This is a genomic window from Nostoc sp. FACHB-892, from assembly GCF_014698795.1.
Taxonomy (GTDB): domain Bacteria; phylum Cyanobacteriota; class Cyanobacteriia; order Cyanobacteriales; family Nostocaceae; genus Nostoc.
This window is the reverse complement of record NZ_JACJTR010000003.1, coordinates 370267-387336: the sequence shown is the minus strand read 5'-3', so window position 1 is coordinate 387336 and position 17070 is coordinate 370267. Positions and strand designations below refer to the sequence as shown.

The window sequence follows — 17070 nt, the reverse complement described above, 5'->3', positions numbered from 1 at the left end:
AAGACATTCTCTAAGCCCTTTACCGAATAATACATATAAAATGTATTCAGTAAATACCACGTTGTTACTTATAAATTACAACACATAAAATCGTAGTAAATAAAGAAATATTATAGAAAACTTAATAGAGCTTTTCCTTATGCTTTGAGGTTAGGCAATTGCGCTTGACTTTGGTTTTTTGGTGTTTCTATGAGTGACTCAAAGAAGGGAGGATTTTCTTATTTTGCTTTAACTACCAAAATAACTGCTGGATTGACTATTGGTCTAACACTTTTATCAAATCAACCATTCATAGGCTTTCATGAATATAAATAAAATGAAAAAAACAATCTTTACTACTACACTGCTTTTTTGCTCTATGTTGATTGTGAGTTGTAGCGAACCTGACAAGAGTGCTTCTCAACAGAATAAGGCTAATCAAGCAAATACTGCACCATCTATCCAAGTTAATTCTAAATCTACTTCCACAAATCACCTAGATAATACCGAAATTAATAAAAAAGTTAGTAATTCAGCATCAAAGAACAATCCATCTATTAAAAATAGTAAACCTAATGAGATTGATAACAATAACCCAATATTTGGTACGATTAAAGATATGCAAAATGGAGACTTAAAATGCTATGTTACTGTTGTAGATGAAAAGGGTAAGTTGTATGAAGGTGTCGGTGCAACATTTGAAATTTGTGAACAAGATAAATACGTCAATAAAAAAGTAAAAATGTCTTATGATCTAGAGAATGTCAGTGATTGCCAAAGTTCTGAGCCTTGCGGCAAAACAATCAAAGAATGGCTGATTAGGAAGATAGAAATTCAAGATTAACAATTACAAGATTTATTTTTAAACCCATAGCGGCACTCCCTACCCTAAATCTACTCATAGGGTAGGGGTTGGAGAATTAATACTTCCAACAGGCTAAATAACAATATATCCTCTGCTAGATACGTAGTAAATATTAAATTAATAAAATAAGTTGATATCTGTAAATATGACCGGGAATCAATGAAAACTGGCATTCAAAAAACAGCAGAAATCCTGGAGCAAGTTCACCAATTAGAATCTACATTGGGTCTAAAGAATGAAGCCTGTCGTTCCAAATTTTTGATTTACCCTGACTTTAGATCAAAAGTTTTTTTATTTTTGCATGGTTTTACAGCAGGCCCTTACCAGTTCGAGCCGCTTGGTAAAGCCTTTTTTAACATGGGATATAATGTTTTGATTCCTTTACAACCCGGTCATGGACGCTCCGGTGACTGGAGGCATCAAAACCCTCCACCTCTGCCAACAGATATTAAGATTTATCAAGAATTTGTAATTAAATGGTTGCAGATTGCAAAAACGCTAGGTCAAGAAGTTGTGATTGGTGGATTATCGACTGGTGGAACTTTAGCTGCTTGGTTAGCTTTAGAGCATCCTGAGCAGATTGACTGCACCTTATTGTTCACGCCTTACTTGGGTAATCGTTATTCACTATTCGATTTACTTATAAAAATCTTGCCAATTTACTTTGAATGGTTCAACAAAGATGCACCTGGTAATTTTGGTTATAAAGGTTTTCGTATTAAGGCATTACGGATATTTCTAGAATTAGGATATCAGGTTTTAGAAAAGGCTCAAGGCTGTGTTTCTGCCCCTATCTTAATGGTATGTAGTGAAGCAGATCATGCTGTTAGTCGCCCGAAACAGCAAGATTTTTTCCGAAGAGTACTTAAGCAGCAACCAAAATCTTGGTATTACTGTTTCGATGATTCCCTTCAAATCGAACACCGAATGATGACGAAACTGGAAGACAATGATTATGAAGAACTGATAATTACCCTTGCGAAAGCATTTGTTGAGAGTGATTTGACTTGGATAGAGTTTGAGCAAATGGCAAAGCGGATCACCCAGGGACAAGCCCATGACCAAATCATGCGAGAACTGAACTTTGATAGGCAAGTTTCTCAACAGCTATCTGCAATGATGACTCAAGCTTTTGGCTGTGAGCATCTCAAATGCATCAATCCAGATTCCTAGTGAGCATCCCAATTTTGCAAAAAAAACGAAGAGACTCAAAAAATATGTGTAGTTCAGTATAGGCATTAGTCGCTTTCGAGCGATCGCTATAAATTTCTGCCGCAGAGATTCAATGGCAGAAGTTACACTAGCTATGTCATATATGGAGATTGTTTTAATTGTTTTATGTCTATTCAAGTCTACGGCATTCCAAACTGCGGCACTTGTAAAAAAGCTTTGACGTGGCTCCAAGACAAGGGAATTAACTATGAGTTTATCAACACCAGAGAGACTCCGCCGACCCGTGAACAGATCCAAAACTGGGTAAAGTCTTTGAGTTTTGCTCCTATGCGAAATACCTCCGGTCAATCCTACCGCGCTTTAGGAGATCAAAAAAAGACTTGGACGGATGAACAGTGGATTGATGCATTTACTCACGACGCAATGCTGCTCAAACGTCCACTTTTCGTTAAAGATGGAACAGCTGTGCTGGTCGGCTTTAAAGATGAGGCAATCGTTCAAGAAAAATTAGGGTTTTAGTTAGGGAGCAACGCAATTTGGTGAGATCGAGGTTAAATTATCTCGAACAAGTCTGCCTATATTAGGATTTACGCATAAATAGTCTCTGAGGAAATTGGGTATAAAGTTTACTATTAACGCTGCCAATGATACATTAATCGCCCATGACGATCACGCACAAGTTCCCATTGTCCATGACGATATGGTTGTCCGTGATAACGTATAGAGCGATAGCGTCGTCTATAATAATGTCGTCGATTACGCTGGCGTTGATAATAATATTGTCTAGTCCGTTGCCGTCTATGATAACGTCGTCGAGTCCGTCGATGAGCTAACAAAAGCTCTTCACTTTGCTCTCCAATTAATTTTGTCTTTACATCAAGATGTTCATTGAGAACATTATCTAAAGTATTATCTTTGGCTTCAGCTAAAGCAGGTGGGTACACGAAGGCTAATAGCAGAAATGCGATTAAGGATAGCTTTTTGAAACGGTTCACGTCTTTGCTTTTCCTAGACTATTGTTACTAATTTTATTTAATACTGAAGTTGAGTAACTATGTAGTTCAGAATTCACAAACTTGAGTACCGCAAAAGTAATGAAAGTACTTATATGAAATTTGAAGATGCTGACTATGATGGGCAACCAAATGATGTGCATTTGTTATGGGGCAAATGAATAGGCCTTTGGTAAGCTAACTGTAACTGTAGTTCCTTGCCCTACTTGACTAGACAAGGTGATATCACCACCATGTAAATCGACACAAGCTTTAGCGATCGCTAGCCCTAATCCTGTACCGGGGATTGTGTCAACATTACTTCCACGGCTGAAGGATTGAAACAAATTTTCTTGATCTGCCATTGGGATACCAATTCCCTGATCTTTGATATAAAAGATTACTTGTGATTCTTTACCGATCAGGTGGAATTCTACAGTACCTCCATCTGGAGAGTACTTAATTGCATTGGATATTAAGTTAGTAAAAATTTGCTGCAAAAGCCCGCGATCGCCCCAAAAGCCCTGGTTATTACCAGTAATTTTAAAAATCAATTCGTGGCGATCGCCTACTGTTTCTCGCTCTTGTTCTATTAGCTCAGAAAAAAATTGCAGTAGATCGAGCAGAATAGGCTTAATCTTGGGTTTTTCCAGTTCAAATTGGTTAACTAAAAGCATATTATCCACAAGTTTGGACATATACCTTGCTTTCTGTTCAATGATTCCCAAAAACCTCTGTTGTTTAGACTCATCCAGTTGCTGGCTATGTTTTACCAAAGTTGATGCAGCTGCAAGAATTGAAGTTAGTGGCGTTCGATACTCATGGGAAACCGTTGCAATGATTTGAGATTTAAATACATTGAGTTGCTTTTCTTTGGCAAGCGCTGCTTGAGTTTGGGCTAGCAATTCCGCTTGTTGGATAGCGATCGCTAGTTGCACTGAAACTTCATTGAGCATTTGGGCATCATCAGTTTGCCACTCTCGTTCCCCGGAATTATGGTCAGCAATCAACAAACCCCAAAGTATGGGGGTTGGGTTCCCATTGTTACTCAGATTAATGGGAACTACCAGATTTGCCTTAGTATTAAATTGCTCTTTCAGGCTGAGACAATTACACAAGCCAAACTCATAGTTATAAGGAATTGAAGATTGAGGACTTGTACTGAGCGTACTCTTACGGAGAAGCACAGAAGCCGTTGGCGCAGCCTCTCGTAGAGAAGTATTGGGCATTGGGGATTGGATATGGGGAAGGGTGCAAAGAAGAGGAATTTTCCCCCTGCTCCCTGCTCCCTGCTCCCCTGCTTCTTCACGTATCCCGACGCGATCGCACAATGTTACAGTGCGGTATGACTCAACTGAAGAGGCAACTATTTTACCGTCGCTATCTGGGGCGAACTGATACACCATCACGCGATCGCACTTCAAAAGTTGCTGTACCTCAGTTACAGCCGTATTCAAAATTTCCTTTAGGTTAAGAGACTGGCGAATTCGTAAAGCAGTTGTGGCAATTAAGCGTTGTCGCTCCTGAGTTTTGTTGAGTTGGGCTTGCAAGCACGATTGCTTGATGGCGTTGCGGACTGTTATTTGCAGCACATCCTGTGTCAGATTTTGCTTGACCAAATAATCCAAAGCACCCTGTTTCATTGCTTGCACAGCTATTTCTTCATCGCCACGCCCTGTCAACATAATCACAGGTACAGATGTCTCCAATATCTCCTGCTGCATCTGCTCGAAGAGTTCTAACCCACTCATATCAGGTAGGCAAAAATCCAGGAGGATGACATCAAAGCGCATTTTTTGGCACAAAGCAAGTGCTTCTTCTGCACAGTCTGCCTCCAAAATTTGGTAGGACTGGTGCGGATCTTTCAACAGATATCGACGATAGATTTTTCGATCTGCTGCACAATCATCGATGATGAGTAGCGTCCATGTGTCCAACATATATAAGTATGAGGTTCAGGGAGCCATGTAGATCCCTTTTATCCAGACTGTGTTTTTATTGCATAATTCTAAAAATAATATAAAATTAAGTGTAAATAAAATCTAAATTCTTTAGTAATTCTAAAGCAATACAAATATTCATAAAACAAGAAAGTGGGAAAAATGCATTTAAAAGAGACAAGCAGACACAGTGACTCAAAGAGGAAAATGTCTCTGTGTCCTCTGAGCCGTCTCCTTTGTTATCCTTTTTTCCCTACTGCCTCATCGACAGAAAATAAACAAATTAATCCAAGACTGGCGGCATATTCGCTTCAAGCCAATAGTCCACAAATGCTTGAATCGTCTTTTTTAGTTCCTGAGCATCCATCGGCTTTACCAGATATCCATTTGCGCCCTTTTGGTAGCACAGTTCAATATCCTTGGGGTTAGATGATGTAGTAAAAACAACGATGGGGATTTCCTTGAAACTCTTATCTTGCTTGAGCCGGTCTAAAATGTCACGGCCATCAATACCTGGCAAATTCAGATCGAGTAAGATAACAGAAGGTCGTAGTGCTACTTTAGAGTTGCGTAAGGCTTCGCTTCCTTGTTGATGGAGGAACTCTAAAACCTCATCCCCATTAGTACAACGATGTATGGGGTTCTGGACGGACATGCGCCGCATCAGACGTTGTAGCATCCGAAAATCTTCATTGCTGTCCTCAACAACGAGCAGCGGTTCATGAAGTTTTTTTGTCATTCGTGGTCTTAAAAGAACTTAACAAAAATACATATTTGGTTATTATCTTAAACTATTCCAGGGTGAAATAGAAAATCGAGCCAACGCCTACAGTAGATTCAACCCAAATTTGGCCATTATGAAGCTCAACAATCTTCTTAACAATAGCTAATCCTGCACCTGCTCCTCCACCGTACTTTTCCTGCGAGTGCAGCCGCTTAAATAGTCGAAAGATAGTTTCTAAGTGATGTTGTGGAATGCCAATACCGTTATCTCGGATATAGAAGATTGGGGATTGGGCATGGGGCATTGGGCATGGGGTATTCTCCTTGTCCCCTTGTCCCCCTTCTGCTTGAGAAAGGTAGCCAATCTCAACCCATTGCTCTGGCTTATCGTTGTATTTAAACGCATTGCCCAGGAGATTGCTAAAGACTTCATTAACGAGAACTCGGTCACACTGAACTGTTGGTAAAGGCCGAGGAATGCGAATATCCACAAGCGCAGAGTCTTGGCGACTAGCACGAAAGACTTCAATTACTTGGTTGAGCAATTCATTGAGGTCAGTTACTTGCTCTCGCAGTTGCGCTTGTCCTAACTGCGAGAGTCGCAGTAGTGCATTAATAAGAGTTTCCATGCGTACAGATAAGGAAACTACTGTTTGCAAGCACTCTATTCCGTCATCATCTAATACTTGGGCATAGTCTTCTAGCAGCACCGTCGAGAAGTTATAAATTCCCCGCAAAGGCTCTTTGAGGTCATGGGAAGCAGCGTAGGCAAAGGAGGCTAATTCCCGGTTGCTGCGCTCTAATTCTAGGTTTATTTTAGCTAACTCATCCGCCTTAGATAGTACAATACCAACGATCGCATTACTCAGAGCGATCGCACTCTCAAGTTCACAAGTTTCCCAAGGTAGAGAAGTTAATCTAACCGTTTCTTGCCATTGTTCAAAGGATTTTCGTGGACATAGAATAAAGCTACCATCCGTCTGAGCTTGAATAGATTCGTTGGGATTACCCGCCCAGTTTACCGTTTGGATAACTTCAGGGCGAAACCAAAGAATATAATAGCGTCGGACTTTAGAAATTCGCAGTAGCAGCAAGCCACTGGCAGTATCTTTAAAGATGAGCGCCTCTGGATAAAGCTTCGGCAGAGAATCAGTGAAAAACAGGTTGTCACTAACTTGAGTATCTGCCCATTCAATTAACGCCCGCACCTCATCAATATTTGGTGTTGCTCCCACAAGGTTAATTTCATTATCCAGACAAACTGCCGCTCCAGAGGCACTAACAAGATCCAGCAAGCGGATTTCAGGTTTAATTAAGGCATCGATAAAATTATCTGCCTGAGAAATAGACTCTAAAAAATCAGCCTGTAGTGATTTCAGTTTTACCTTATAGTTCCATTCCGAATAACTAATTTTATGCGCTAATTCAGTAGACACAATCTGTCCCAAAAATTCGCACATCTTGCAGACTTCGTAAGAAATATACTTTGGTGTTAAATGATGGCAAGATATTAATCCCCAAAGCTTCTGCTCTTGAATGAGCGAAATCACCAAAAGAGCTTTTACTCCCATATTTTGATGATATTCAGCACAACATGAATCAAAACTTCGTAGCAGAGAGTAACTTAAGTCAAGAGGCTGATGTATTGTCGGATTTTCCGGTGGAACTAGCTGAACACGTTCGGCTGTCAAATCGGGAAGAAATCGGAGAAAGCAGCGCGTGTATAACTCCCTAGCTTGTGCTGGAATATCTGTAGCGGGATAGTGGAGTCCTAAATAAGGGGATAAATCTTCCCGTTTAACTTCTGAAATAACAGAACCCGCTCCCGACTGGTCAAATTTATAGACCATTACCCGATCAAAACCGATGATTTTTTGGACTTCTTGTGCCACTATATGCAAAAATTCTATCAGGTTTGATGTTCTTTGCATTTTTGCGATCGCTTCACCCGCCAAAGCATGAAAGTTTAAAAAACTCATCTCAGATTTTGAGTCAGTCGGTTCTAACTCCAGAATCACAGCCTCTTCTGTACGATGAACAATGCCGTCAAAGTATCGTTCCTGATGCAAAGTGTTTATTGATACTTTAAAAGCATTAGCAATGCCAATTTTTTTTGCCAAGCACTGCTTTACAGCTTCCATTTGTTGAGCTTCTAGCAAATGGCTCAATGGTTTACCAAGCAAATCTTCTGGCTCTTTGCCCAAATATGCTTGGGTATTATTGCTAACTTGCACTATCTCTAGCTGGGTACTGAGTGCTAGTAGAACGCCATGAGGTTGAATAGAGCCAGGTATGTGAATAGGTTTGCGATCGTGGTTAGTCAGAGCAGTAGCTTGGGTAATAGTATTTTCAGGCTGGCTCATAAATCAACTTATGTAAAGCTGATTTTTACAATAGCGCAATTAAATGTCACATTTCTTTAAAGTATATGCCGATAAGGATGAATGTGAGGAATTTTTTTGTAAATTTTATCAACAGAATAAGGGTATTTACTGCAACCGAGTAATTACTGGATTCATAATCGACTGTAAAGCATTTATGATGCTGTTAGAATGTTGATATTCAGTATTTTCGCTACTGCTCTTAAAAAAATAATAAATGTGATTAAAAGACATACCACTTCACAACTGGAGCTATACAAATATTTATTTAGGAACATAAGTTTATGACCTCAACTACAACTTATACTTACGATGCCGACGGTCAACTCATATCCCAGAGCATAGACAACAACAGTGATGGGACAATAGACTCAGTTATTAACTACGGCTATAACCTGACATCCGTAAGCTCTGACTACAACGGCGACGGCATCGCTGATGAGGTCAGAACCTCTGCTTATGATGCTAGGGGTAAGCAGATATTCTTGAGTCGTGACAGCAACGGCGATGGCATCGCTGATTATGTCGAAACTTCTACTTATGATGTCAATGGTAAGCAGACATCCTTAAATCGTGACACTAACGGCGATGGGCTCGCCGATTATATCGAAACTTATACTTATGATGCCAACGGCAAGGAGACATCCTATAGTCGTGACGACAACGGCGACGGCATTGCTGATTATGTCAGAACCTCTACTTATGATGCCAAGGGCAACCAGATATCCTATAGTCTTGACGACAACGGCGACGGCATTGCTGATGTCGATACTTATACTTTTTATACTTATACTTATGATGCCAACGGCAAGGAAACATCCGAAAGTATTGACAACAACGGTGACGGCATTGCTGATTATGTCAGAACCTATACTTATGATGCCAAGGGCAACCTGACATCCGAAAGTATTGACAACAACGGTGACGGCATTGCCGATGAGGTCAGAATCTCTACTTATGATGCCAACGGTAACAAGACATCCTTTAGTCGTGACGACAAGGGCGACGGCATCACTGATTATGTCGAAACTTATGATGCCAAGGGCAATCTTACATCTAGTAGTGACTACAACGACGACGGCATTGCTGATTATGTCAGAACCTATATTTATGATGCCAAGGGCAACAAAACATCAGAAACTCTTGACGGCGATGGCGACGGCATTGCTGATTATGTCGCAACCTATACTTATGATGCCAAGGGCAACAAAACATCAGAAACAGAGTATACCTTCAGCAACGCTTACGGCAGCCGTAATAGGGTCACAACCTATACTTATGATGTCAGCGGCAACCTGACATCGGAAAGCACAGACTATAACGGCAACGGCATAGCTGATTATGCCATTATTAGCGAAACTGGCTACCCCTTAATTGATTATGTCTATACCTATACTTATGATGCCAACGGTAACAAAACATCCGAAAGTGAAGACTACAATGGCGACGGCATAGCTGATAGGTTCAGAAAGTATACTTATGATGCCAACGGGAATCTGACATTTTATAGCAGTGACTACAAAGGCGATAGCGAAATTAATAATCCTCCCTATGATTTCAAGACCGACGGCATAGTTGATGATGTTGTAACCTATACCTATGGACGCACAACCGCCAGTTATGACTTCAATAATGATGGTGTAATTGATGCGGTTGGTATCTATAGCTATGATGCTAAGGGAAAACTAACTACACAAAAGATTGATAATAATCGTGATGGCATCATTGATGAGGTAACTGCTTACACTTACGATGCTAAGGGCAAACTCACTGCACAGGTAGTTGACAAAAATAATGATAGCCTCGGTGACGAGATTACCACTTACAACTACGATGCCAATGGCAAACTGACTTCAGCAGATATTGACAATAACAGCGATGGTATTATTGATGCAGTTGCCAGTTATTTATATGATGCCAACGGTCAACTGCTCAGTACAACCACCAACGATGCAAATGTACCGAACAAAACCCTATACGATAGCAACTGTAAAGATACACTCACTGGTGGAACTGGCAATGACCAAATTTTCGGGAAAAACGGCAACAATAAACTATTTGGATTAGCAGGAAATGACAAGCTAGTTGGTGGTAACGGTAATGACATCCTCAACGGTGGCGCTGGTAGTGATACCCTGACAGGCAGTTATGGGAATGATAAATTTGTAATCAATAACCTAAGTGATTCGCTGCTGTATGGTTTTGATAAAATTACTGACTTGAAAATCGATGAAGATAAAATTAATGGTCTAAATGCAGTTTCTACCACCAATTTGCTTCAACTTGGCCCTGTTGCAAGTTTGAATCTGTCAGACGTACAACAAATATTGACTACAACTGCTTTTGTGGCTAAAGGTGCTGCAACTTTTACCTTAGGTACAAGCAGTAATGGGCGGACTTTTGTAGCACTCAATGATAGTACTAATGGATTTTCTGCCCTCACGGATGCTGTTATTGAGATTAGTGGCTATAAAGGCGACTTAACTAATTTAGCGATTGTCTAATACCAATTCTCTATAAGCTTGTACTAAATTATTACTCCTTCTCTCTTCTCTACAAGACGCTTCGCGTTGGCGGAAGCCTCTCGCAGAGAAGGCGTACTTGGCGGTTCGTTTAATAATTAAGTTGTGTAGGTTGGCTTGAGCAATGAAACCCAACGTTTCCGGGGCTTTGTTGGATTCCACTTTGCTTAACCCAATCTACAATTTTTATTAACCCAAGCGTATTGCTTTATAGATAGGACTTACGCAGTGAAAATCTAAAACCTCGATCCCCCCTAACCCCCCTTTTTAAGCAGGGCTGTTTCATTCCCTAAAGAGCTTTAAAAGCAAGGGTTCTAGCAATTAAAAATTGGTTATTTTGTTACCCGCGTGCCGAGAAAATAAACTATTTTACTGATATTTAAGTGATTAAATGTTCATCTCATCGTTACGCTTACTTACAATTTTCTCGCTAACCATCTTGACAAATCCTGTTTGAAATGGAGTGAAACAGCCCTGCCCTTAAAAAGGGAGGATCTGAAAAGCCCCCTTTTTAAGGGGGTTGGGGGATCTATTCTGCGTAAGCTCTAATAGATTTGGGATGCTTCGATTAATTACATTTGTACAAAGTCAAATAAAAATCATTACATGCAGCAATGCAACACCAATATCCAACATCCAAAATCCGAAGCTGACTATGGTGTTGGGGAGTTTTTTTTTGCGGGTTTGGCTCCTTTAATATCCAGCAGTTGTGCTAATTCGGTTGTATTGAATGATTTGACGAGATTCAAACCAAGCGACTTACTAGAAATGCTTTGAGTGTAAGCGGCGTTTAGGTAAGAAATATATTGCGGTTTTCCGACAACATAAGTTTGGAAGAAAGGTAAACTCAAAACATTCATGTAACGACGCGCTTGGGAGGCATCGCCAATCATATCGGCAGGTAATGCTACTTGTTGATTTGCGGGGTTGCCATTACCAATGGTGGAAAAGTGAGTGCCACCTACAAGCATGACGAGATACTTTTGTGAATTTGCAAGCCAAGAGAAAGGTAGAATTTGCTCCGATAAAGCTGGTGCAACTGTATCATCACTACTACTGACAATCATCACTGGAGTTTTAATTTGGCTTAAGCCAGCTTTGCCGAAAATAGAACTAGTAATAGGATTAACTGCGATCGCAGCTTTCACTCTCTCATCTCGCAGGTTATAATCCTTGCCAGATTTGCTGATGCTCAATTCTAAAGCGCGACACTGAAGCAGTAAAGACATATTCCAGGTATTTTGCAGTGCTGCTGGTTGACAGTCTTGTTCTAGCTGCTCAAAGTTGATTTTAGCGCCTGCTAGGGCTAAGGCTGTGTAGCCTCCCAATGATTGACCAAATACTCCCACTTGTTGCAGATTTAGGCGACCTTTAAACCGTGAATCAGATTGATTATCTTTTTCCAATTGATTCAGGATATATGTGACATCTAGAGGTCTGTCTTTAAATTCACTTGGTTCTGCTATTTCGCTGGTGCGTCTATTCAACATAGAATGTAATTGTTTAGCATCACTACCAGGATGATTGGGAACGACGACAGTGAATCCGTAAGAAGCTAGGTGAGTGGCTAAATATTGAAAGTTGCTGCTATCTAAACCCAAGCCGTGAGAAATCACAATTATGGGTGCGTTATTCTGGACATTGGGAATATAAACATCAGTTAATAAAAGCCGATTACGCGTTGAGTCAAAAAACTTTAGGGTGTATTTTTGCGACTTCAACTTTCCCGGAACTTGTAAATCAGGTAATTGCGATAAATTTGGTTGTTTGATAGTAGCAGCTTCTATTTTAGACCCTTGGGAAACTGCTGCGATCGCCAGATGAGTTTGGTTAACAAGTTTCTCCAATTCCGTAGCTATTTCCAAAGTCTCTGCGACATCAAGGCGAATGCTGCTTGCGGGATATTTACGTAACACATTCAAAAGTGTCAACCCTCCCGATTCCGCAGAAGCTAAAATTAGCGCCGAACGCAAGGTATTAAATCCTGGTTCTGGGTGACTGCTTTTAATGACTCGCGCCAACCGTTGCAGCAAAAATTCTCCTTGCGGTGTGTAGAGAAGTTGCGAAACTACTACTGGACTAACTTTTACACGATTGAGTAAAATCTGTCGCAATTCTTGAAGCTGTTGTAGAGGCAGATATTGCTGATAAGCTGCCAAATCTTCGTTAATTACACCTGTTTTAGCGTAGTTTTCTAAAGTAGTGACTGAAATGGAAAGCTCTAAAGCTGAATAAGATGCATAAATCTGCTCTGCTGCCAATAAAGAATTACTAATTCCAAATGTTGGCAGCACCATTGAAAGAACCAGCAATAGAGAATTTTTTCTCAGGGTGCTGGCCCAATTACCAAACAAACTATTCATCGCTCAACTATTTCGGTGGTCTGGTTTTATCAGGTGTTGGCTTTGGTAGTTATTCGGGCGCCCTGCTTGGTTTACTTAAAGTTATTAGCCTGGATTTATATCAAAACAGAATTTAGGAGTTAGACTGCTCTAATAATTAATTCTGACTACTAAATTCTGATTTCTGAATTCTTCTTCAAGAATTTTGCTTCTTGGCTATAAGGTCAAAAATCAGATACTACAGAGTCAAGTAGATGGGTAAAATATCCATCTTATAAGAGGCTGACTCTCGTAGTTTGCCTTCACTATCAAATCATAACAAATAAAAAATACTCTGCCTCAGTATTTATATTGTAGCTTTGAAGATGGCACAAATTCACTCAATGAAAAAGCCAGTATAAATCCTGAAAGGTATTCTTGTTAATTAGTTTTTCCCAGTGCGATCGCTACTGAACCTGTAACTACTAAACCCGCACCTAATATTGCTATGAAGCTGAAGTGTTCTAATGGTATCCAACTAGGAGCAATAACTGATACAACCGCGACTGATATTAATGTCACAATGGGAGCTAAAGCTAATACTGCACTGACTCGTGATGCTTCCCAATGTTCTAAGGCTTCGGCAAAAGCACCGTAAGCGATTAAAGTATTCAAAGCACAAAAAATCAGTATTAATAAATGGAAAGTATCAAGTATAAAAAGTGATTTTATGTTAGCTAGAGGAGTGAATAATAAAGCACAGCCTCCGTAAATAATCAGCATGATACTAGGGGAAGATAAAGATTGTAATAACTGCTTTTGTGCTAAAGCATAAATAGCCCATGCCATTGCTCCTAGCACAATCAAAATACTACCTAGTATGTATGTGCCATGTGCTGTAATTAAATTTGTTAGTTGTTCTCGAAAAAATAAAAGATAACCGCAAGCCATTACACTTACACCAATCCATTGATACAGCCGATAACGTTCTTTAAAAATCACTAACCCTCCAAAACCTAATAAAAGGGTAGATAATTGAATGAGAACTTCAGCGTTTGCAGGCGATGTTAGTGCTAAACCTTGCATGAATAGAAAGTAATTAATCCCTAAAAAGAGTGTAGCGATCGCTAATAATTTCCAAGAAGAAGAACGCAGTTGTTTTAACTTTGGTAATTTACCGCGTATTCCTAAATACACACCAAGCAGTAAGAAAGATATAAAAAAGCGAAACCAAATGACTGTATAGACATCAAGTACTTGCAAAGTTATCGTCAGAGCAATAGGTAAAATTCCCCACAATAAGACCGTTAATAGCGATAAAGCTAGCCCTAAGCGCCAGCGACCAGAACTTTGATGTAGTGACATTAAAATATTTTACTTAAAGTAGGGCTGATGATAAATTAGAACATATCTAATTTGCATACTTAATCTTGTAGATAAAGCATTTTAATAGCCTAGTACCACAAGGCAAAGTCAAAATACAAAAGTCAGAAGTATTATGGAATAAGCTTTTTTGTGATTTTCAATGGTCTGCTTATTTCTGCCGTGACGTACTAGTTAATTAATGCCAGTTAAATAAATCTAGAATAGCTTATTATACCCTACTCAATTTATTGGTAGTCCTATGGAATTTTTTGTTTACATGAAATTTGTAATATTTGTAATTCTTTACAAGAATCTTACATTTGAAATTTAATTACGGATGTATAATTTTCCCGGTGTTGTTCTAGTACAAAAACATATGGGAATTTTACCCATAGTAAGCTTAGTAATTTTTATTACAGGCTTATTAGTTTACTTGTTACTGACTTCAAGAGGTCGGTTTTTGCTCAAATCTTTGGTGACAAAAATAAAGCGCCAAGGGTGGAGATTTAGATATGGCAAGCTTAATCGCTCGGAATTAAAATTTTCAAAGACTATAACAATTGCTGCCATTATTCTGGCAGCAGTAATAGCTGGAAATAGTGTATCAGCACAGGTTACGAAACCGCCAGCTTCGCTTAAGAGTGTATCGGTTCCGGAGCCTGACAATCTTGGAGATTTTGTAAAAAACAAAGTAGCCGCGATCAAATTAGGAAAAACTCTTTTTTGGGATATGCAGGTTGGGAGCGACGGACAGACCTCCTGTGCTACTTGTCACTTCCATGCTGGAGCCGACAATAGATCCAAAAATCAGATATCTCCTGGGCTTTTGCGGATTAACGCTGATCGTACAGCGAATCCAGATACAGCTTTTAATGTAGGTGGCGCACCAAATTACCAGCTAAGAAAAGAAGATTTTCCCTTCCATAAGCTGTCAAACCCAAATGATTCTACAACAGTTGTGTCTGACCGTAACGATGTCAGTTCCTCTCAGGGAGTCTCTAATGCAAAGTTTGTAGATGTTAAACCTGGTAGCGCGGAAGACGAAGTAAAAACCGAGCTAGATCCGGTGTTTAACGTGGGAGGTACAAATGTGCGTCGCGTGCAACCGCGTAACACGCCAAGCGTAATTAATGCAGCATTCAACTTCCGCAACTTCTGGGATGGAAGCGCACAGGATATCTTTAATGGGGTGAATCCCTTCGGTTTAAGAGACCCCAACGCCTCTGTGGTGAAAGCAGAAAGGCCAAATCAGCTCAAATTTGTCAAAATCAGATTGAATAATTCGTCTTTGGCTTCTCAGGCGCTCGGCCCGCCACTCAGTTCCTTCGAGTCGTCTGCTGATGGTCGCACTTTTCAAGAAATTGGTGATAAGTTCGGGCGAATTGACAAGAGAAAATCTCTCACTCAACTGCCGCTAGATGATCTAGATAATATTGGTGATACTCTGGTTGGGCCGCTACTCAGCTCCGTTGAAGAACTGACTGGTAAGTTGGCGCAAATTGACAATAGTAAATCTGTCAGTGAACTGGTGCAAAATGCTCTGTCAATTAGGGGAACAAAGCTCCCCCGAGTACTGGGGCAAAAGTTAACTAGCCTCAGACCGCTAGGCAAACAGGTTGTGCATCCACAAGACAGCGTTTTAGGTGCAGACAGTAGATCGCCTCAACCCGGACTGAAGGATAAAACCTACGAGGATCTGATTAAAGATGCCTTTAAGCCGGAGTGGTGGAAGTCTAATCGACTCATCCAAGTTGATGCTGAAGGTAAACGGACTTTTGTCAACAAGCCTGATAACTCTTCTAAAACCAATGAGTACACACTGTTAGAGTATAACTTCTCGCTGTTCTTTGGGCTTGCAGTTCAGTTATACGAGTCTACACTCATTGCCAATAATACGCCCTACGATCGCTTCTTAGAAGGAAACACCAGCGCCCTCACCGTGCAGCAACAACGAGGCAAACAACTATTCGAGGGCAAAGCTGCCTGCATCTTCTGTCATAGTGGGTTGGAACTGACCAGTGCCTCGGTTAGCAACGTCAAGAAGCAAAGGCTCAGAGCTAGCACATCCACTCCTAGAACCGTCTCGGACACAGGTTTCTTCAATATCGGCGTTAGACCAACCCTAGAAGACATTGGTGTTGGTGGTCAAGACCCATTTGGTAATCCGCTTTCGGAGTCGCGGCTGGCTGCTTCGGGTAAATTCCCATTGCTTCTCGGCTCAAGCCCCAATATTACAGTTAACTCCAGTGACAAAGTAGTTACAGACGGGCAGTTTAAGACTCCTGGACTACGCAACATAGAACTCACCGCTCCTTACTTCCACAATGGTAGTTATTTAACTTTGCCGCAAGTGGTAGACTTCTATAATCGTGGTGGAGATTTCCGCCAAGAAGGCATTCTGCGTCCATTAGGATTAAGCCAAGCAGAAAAAGATGACTTGGTGGCTTTCCTGAAAGGACTTACTGATGAGCGAGTCGTCACTGACAAAGCCCCCTTTGACCACCCGCAACTGTTCATTCCTAATGGACATCCAGGTAACTCTACCTCTGTTACCAATGACGGTACTGGCAAAGCTACAGATAGCCTACTGGAAATTCCTGCTGTTGGTAGAAATGGTGGTAGTCGTAGACCAAATTTCTTGAGTTAATTCCACTTCTCGAAATACCTGATACCATTTCACTTTAAAAATACGCTGGTAGGGGCATGGCAATGCCATGCCCTTACGAGAAATCTGTATGTATCAGGATTTTTGTGAATTGGTATGATACGGATAGATATATAGAGGCATACAGCTAGCTGTACGCCCCTA

Annotated in this window: 12 protein-coding genes; 5 read left to right on the top strand and 7 right to left on the bottom strand. The window is 40.5% G+C overall.

The genetic code is table 11. The features are described 5' to 3' along the window. The first annotated feature begins 301 nt into the window (after positions 1-301). The 3 genes from H6G96_RS06545 (at position 302) to H6G96_RS06535 (ending at position 2536) form a co-directional block, all read left to right on the top strand. Positions 302-823, top strand: coding sequence for a hypothetical protein (locus H6G96_RS06545; RefSeq protein ID WP_242063183.1), 522 nt, complete (start codon positions 302-304; stop codon positions 821-823). A gap of 180 nt (positions 824-1003) precedes the next feature. After that, on the top strand, positions 1004-2017 hold the full coding sequence (locus tag H6G96_RS06540) for an alpha/beta fold hydrolase (RefSeq protein ID WP_190910684.1): 1014 nt from the start codon (positions 1004-1006) through the stop codon (positions 2015-2017). Positions 2018-2182: 165 nt separating this feature from the next. After that, a complete protein-coding gene (locus tag H6G96_RS06535; RefSeq protein ID WP_190910683.1) occupies positions 2183-2536 on the top strand; it encodes a Spx/MgsR family RNA polymerase-binding regulatory protein in 354 nt (117 codons plus the stop codon). Positions 2537-2649: 113 nt separating this feature from the next. Here H6G96_RS06535 and H6G96_RS06530 read toward each other — a convergent pair whose 3' ends face one another. From H6G96_RS06530 to H6G96_RS06515, 4 genes are all read right to left on the bottom strand, one after another. Continuing rightward, on the bottom strand, positions 2650-3012 hold the full coding sequence (locus tag H6G96_RS06530) for a hypothetical protein (protein WP_190910682.1): 363 nt from the start codon (positions 3010-3012) through the stop codon (positions 2650-2652). A gap of 164 nt (positions 3013-3176) precedes the next feature. Next, on the bottom strand, positions 3177-4949 hold the full coding sequence (locus H6G96_RS06525; protein WP_190910681.1) for an ATP-binding protein: 1773 nt from the start codon (positions 4947-4949) through the stop codon (positions 3177-3179). 283 nt (positions 4950-5232) lie between these two features. Beyond that, positions 5233-5688, bottom strand: a complete 456-nt coding sequence (locus H6G96_RS06520; RefSeq protein ID WP_190910680.1) for a response regulator — start codon at positions 5686-5688, stop codon at positions 5233-5235. 52 nt (positions 5689-5740) lie between these two features. After that, positions 5741-8035 (bottom strand): ATP-binding protein, encoded by a 2295-nt coding sequence (locus H6G96_RS06515; RefSeq protein WP_190910679.1) that lies wholly within the window; start codon positions 8033-8035, stop codon positions 5741-5743. A gap of 302 nt (positions 8036-8337) precedes the next feature. Here H6G96_RS06515 and H6G96_RS06510 point away from each other — a divergent pair, with 302 nt between their 5' ends. Beyond that, the gene (locus H6G96_RS06510; RefSeq protein ID WP_190910678.1) at positions 8338-10557 is read left to right on the top strand and encodes a bluetail domain-containing putative surface protein; all 2220 of its coding nucleotides are present in this window, start codon (positions 8338-8340) and stop codon (positions 10555-10557) included. Here the strand turns inward: H6G96_RS06510 and H6G96_RS06505 are convergent. The 3 genes from H6G96_RS06505 to H6G96_RS06495 all read right to left on the bottom strand — a co-directional run bounded on the left by H6G96_RS06505 (position 10543) and on the right by H6G96_RS06495 (position 14261). Next, entirely contained in the window at positions 10543-10737 is a 195-nt protein-coding gene (locus H6G96_RS06505; RefSeq protein ID WP_190910677.1) for a hypothetical protein, read from the bottom strand. The genes H6G96_RS06510 and H6G96_RS06505 overlap by 15 nt on opposite strands. Positions 10738-11228: 491 nt before the next feature. After that, positions 11229-12938 (bottom strand): alpha/beta hydrolase, encoded by a 1710-nt coding sequence (locus H6G96_RS06500; protein ID WP_190910676.1) that lies wholly within the window; start codon positions 12936-12938, stop codon positions 11229-11231. Positions 12939-13337: 399 nt separating this feature from the next. Beyond that, positions 13338-14261: a DMT family transporter gene (locus H6G96_RS06495; RefSeq protein WP_190910675.1), complete on the bottom strand. Its 924-nt coding sequence runs from the start codon at positions 14259-14261 to the stop codon at positions 13338-13340. 337 nt (positions 14262-14598) lie between these two features. On the opposite strand from H6G96_RS06495, the gene H6G96_RS06490 reads away from it, so the two are divergent. Beyond that, a complete protein-coding gene (locus tag H6G96_RS06490) occupies positions 14599-16908 on the top strand; it encodes a cytochrome c peroxidase (protein ID WP_190910674.1) in 2310 nt (769 codons plus the stop codon). The last annotated feature ends 162 nt before the right edge of the window (positions 16909-17070 follow it).

What these genes read in the sequence shown, in the direction of transcription:
- H6G96_RS06540 (WP_190910684.1), top strand. Translation starts at nt 1,004, where the DNA reads ATGAAAACTGGCATTCAAAAAACAGCAGAAATCCTGGAGCAAGTTCAC.
- H6G96_RS06525 (WP_190910681.1), bottom strand. Translation starts at nt 4,949, where the DNA reads ATGTTGGACACATGGACGCTACTCATCATCGATGATTGTGCAGCAGAT.
- H6G96_RS06510 (WP_190910678.1), top strand. Translation starts at nt 8,338, where the DNA reads ATGACCTCAACTACAACTTATACTTACGATGCCGACGGTCAACTCATA.
- H6G96_RS06490 (WP_190910674.1), top strand. Translation starts at nt 14,599, where the DNA reads ATGTATAATTTTCCCGGTGTTGTTCTAGTACAAAAACATATGGGAATT.
- H6G96_RS06545 (WP_242063183.1), top strand. Translation starts at nt 302, where the DNA reads ATGAATATAAATAAAATGAAAAAAACAATCTTTACTACTACACTGCTT.
- H6G96_RS06535 (WP_190910683.1), top strand. Translation starts at nt 2,183, where the DNA reads ATGTCTATTCAAGTCTACGGCATTCCAAACTGCGGCACTTGTAAAAAA.
- H6G96_RS06495 (WP_190910675.1), bottom strand. Translation starts at nt 14,261, where the DNA reads ATGTCACTACATCAAAGTTCTGGTCGCTGGCGCTTAGGGCTAGCTTTA.
- H6G96_RS06520 (WP_190910680.1), bottom strand. Translation starts at nt 5,688, where the DNA reads ATGACAAAAAAACTTCATGAACCGCTGCTCGTTGTTGAGGACAGCAAT.
- H6G96_RS06515 (WP_190910679.1), bottom strand. Translation starts at nt 8,035, where the DNA reads ATGAGCCAGCCTGAAAATACTATTACCCAAGCTACTGCTCTGACTAAC.
- H6G96_RS06500 (WP_190910676.1), bottom strand. Translation starts at nt 12,938, where the DNA reads ATGAATAGTTTGTTTGGTAATTGGGCCAGCACCCTGAGAAAAAATTCT.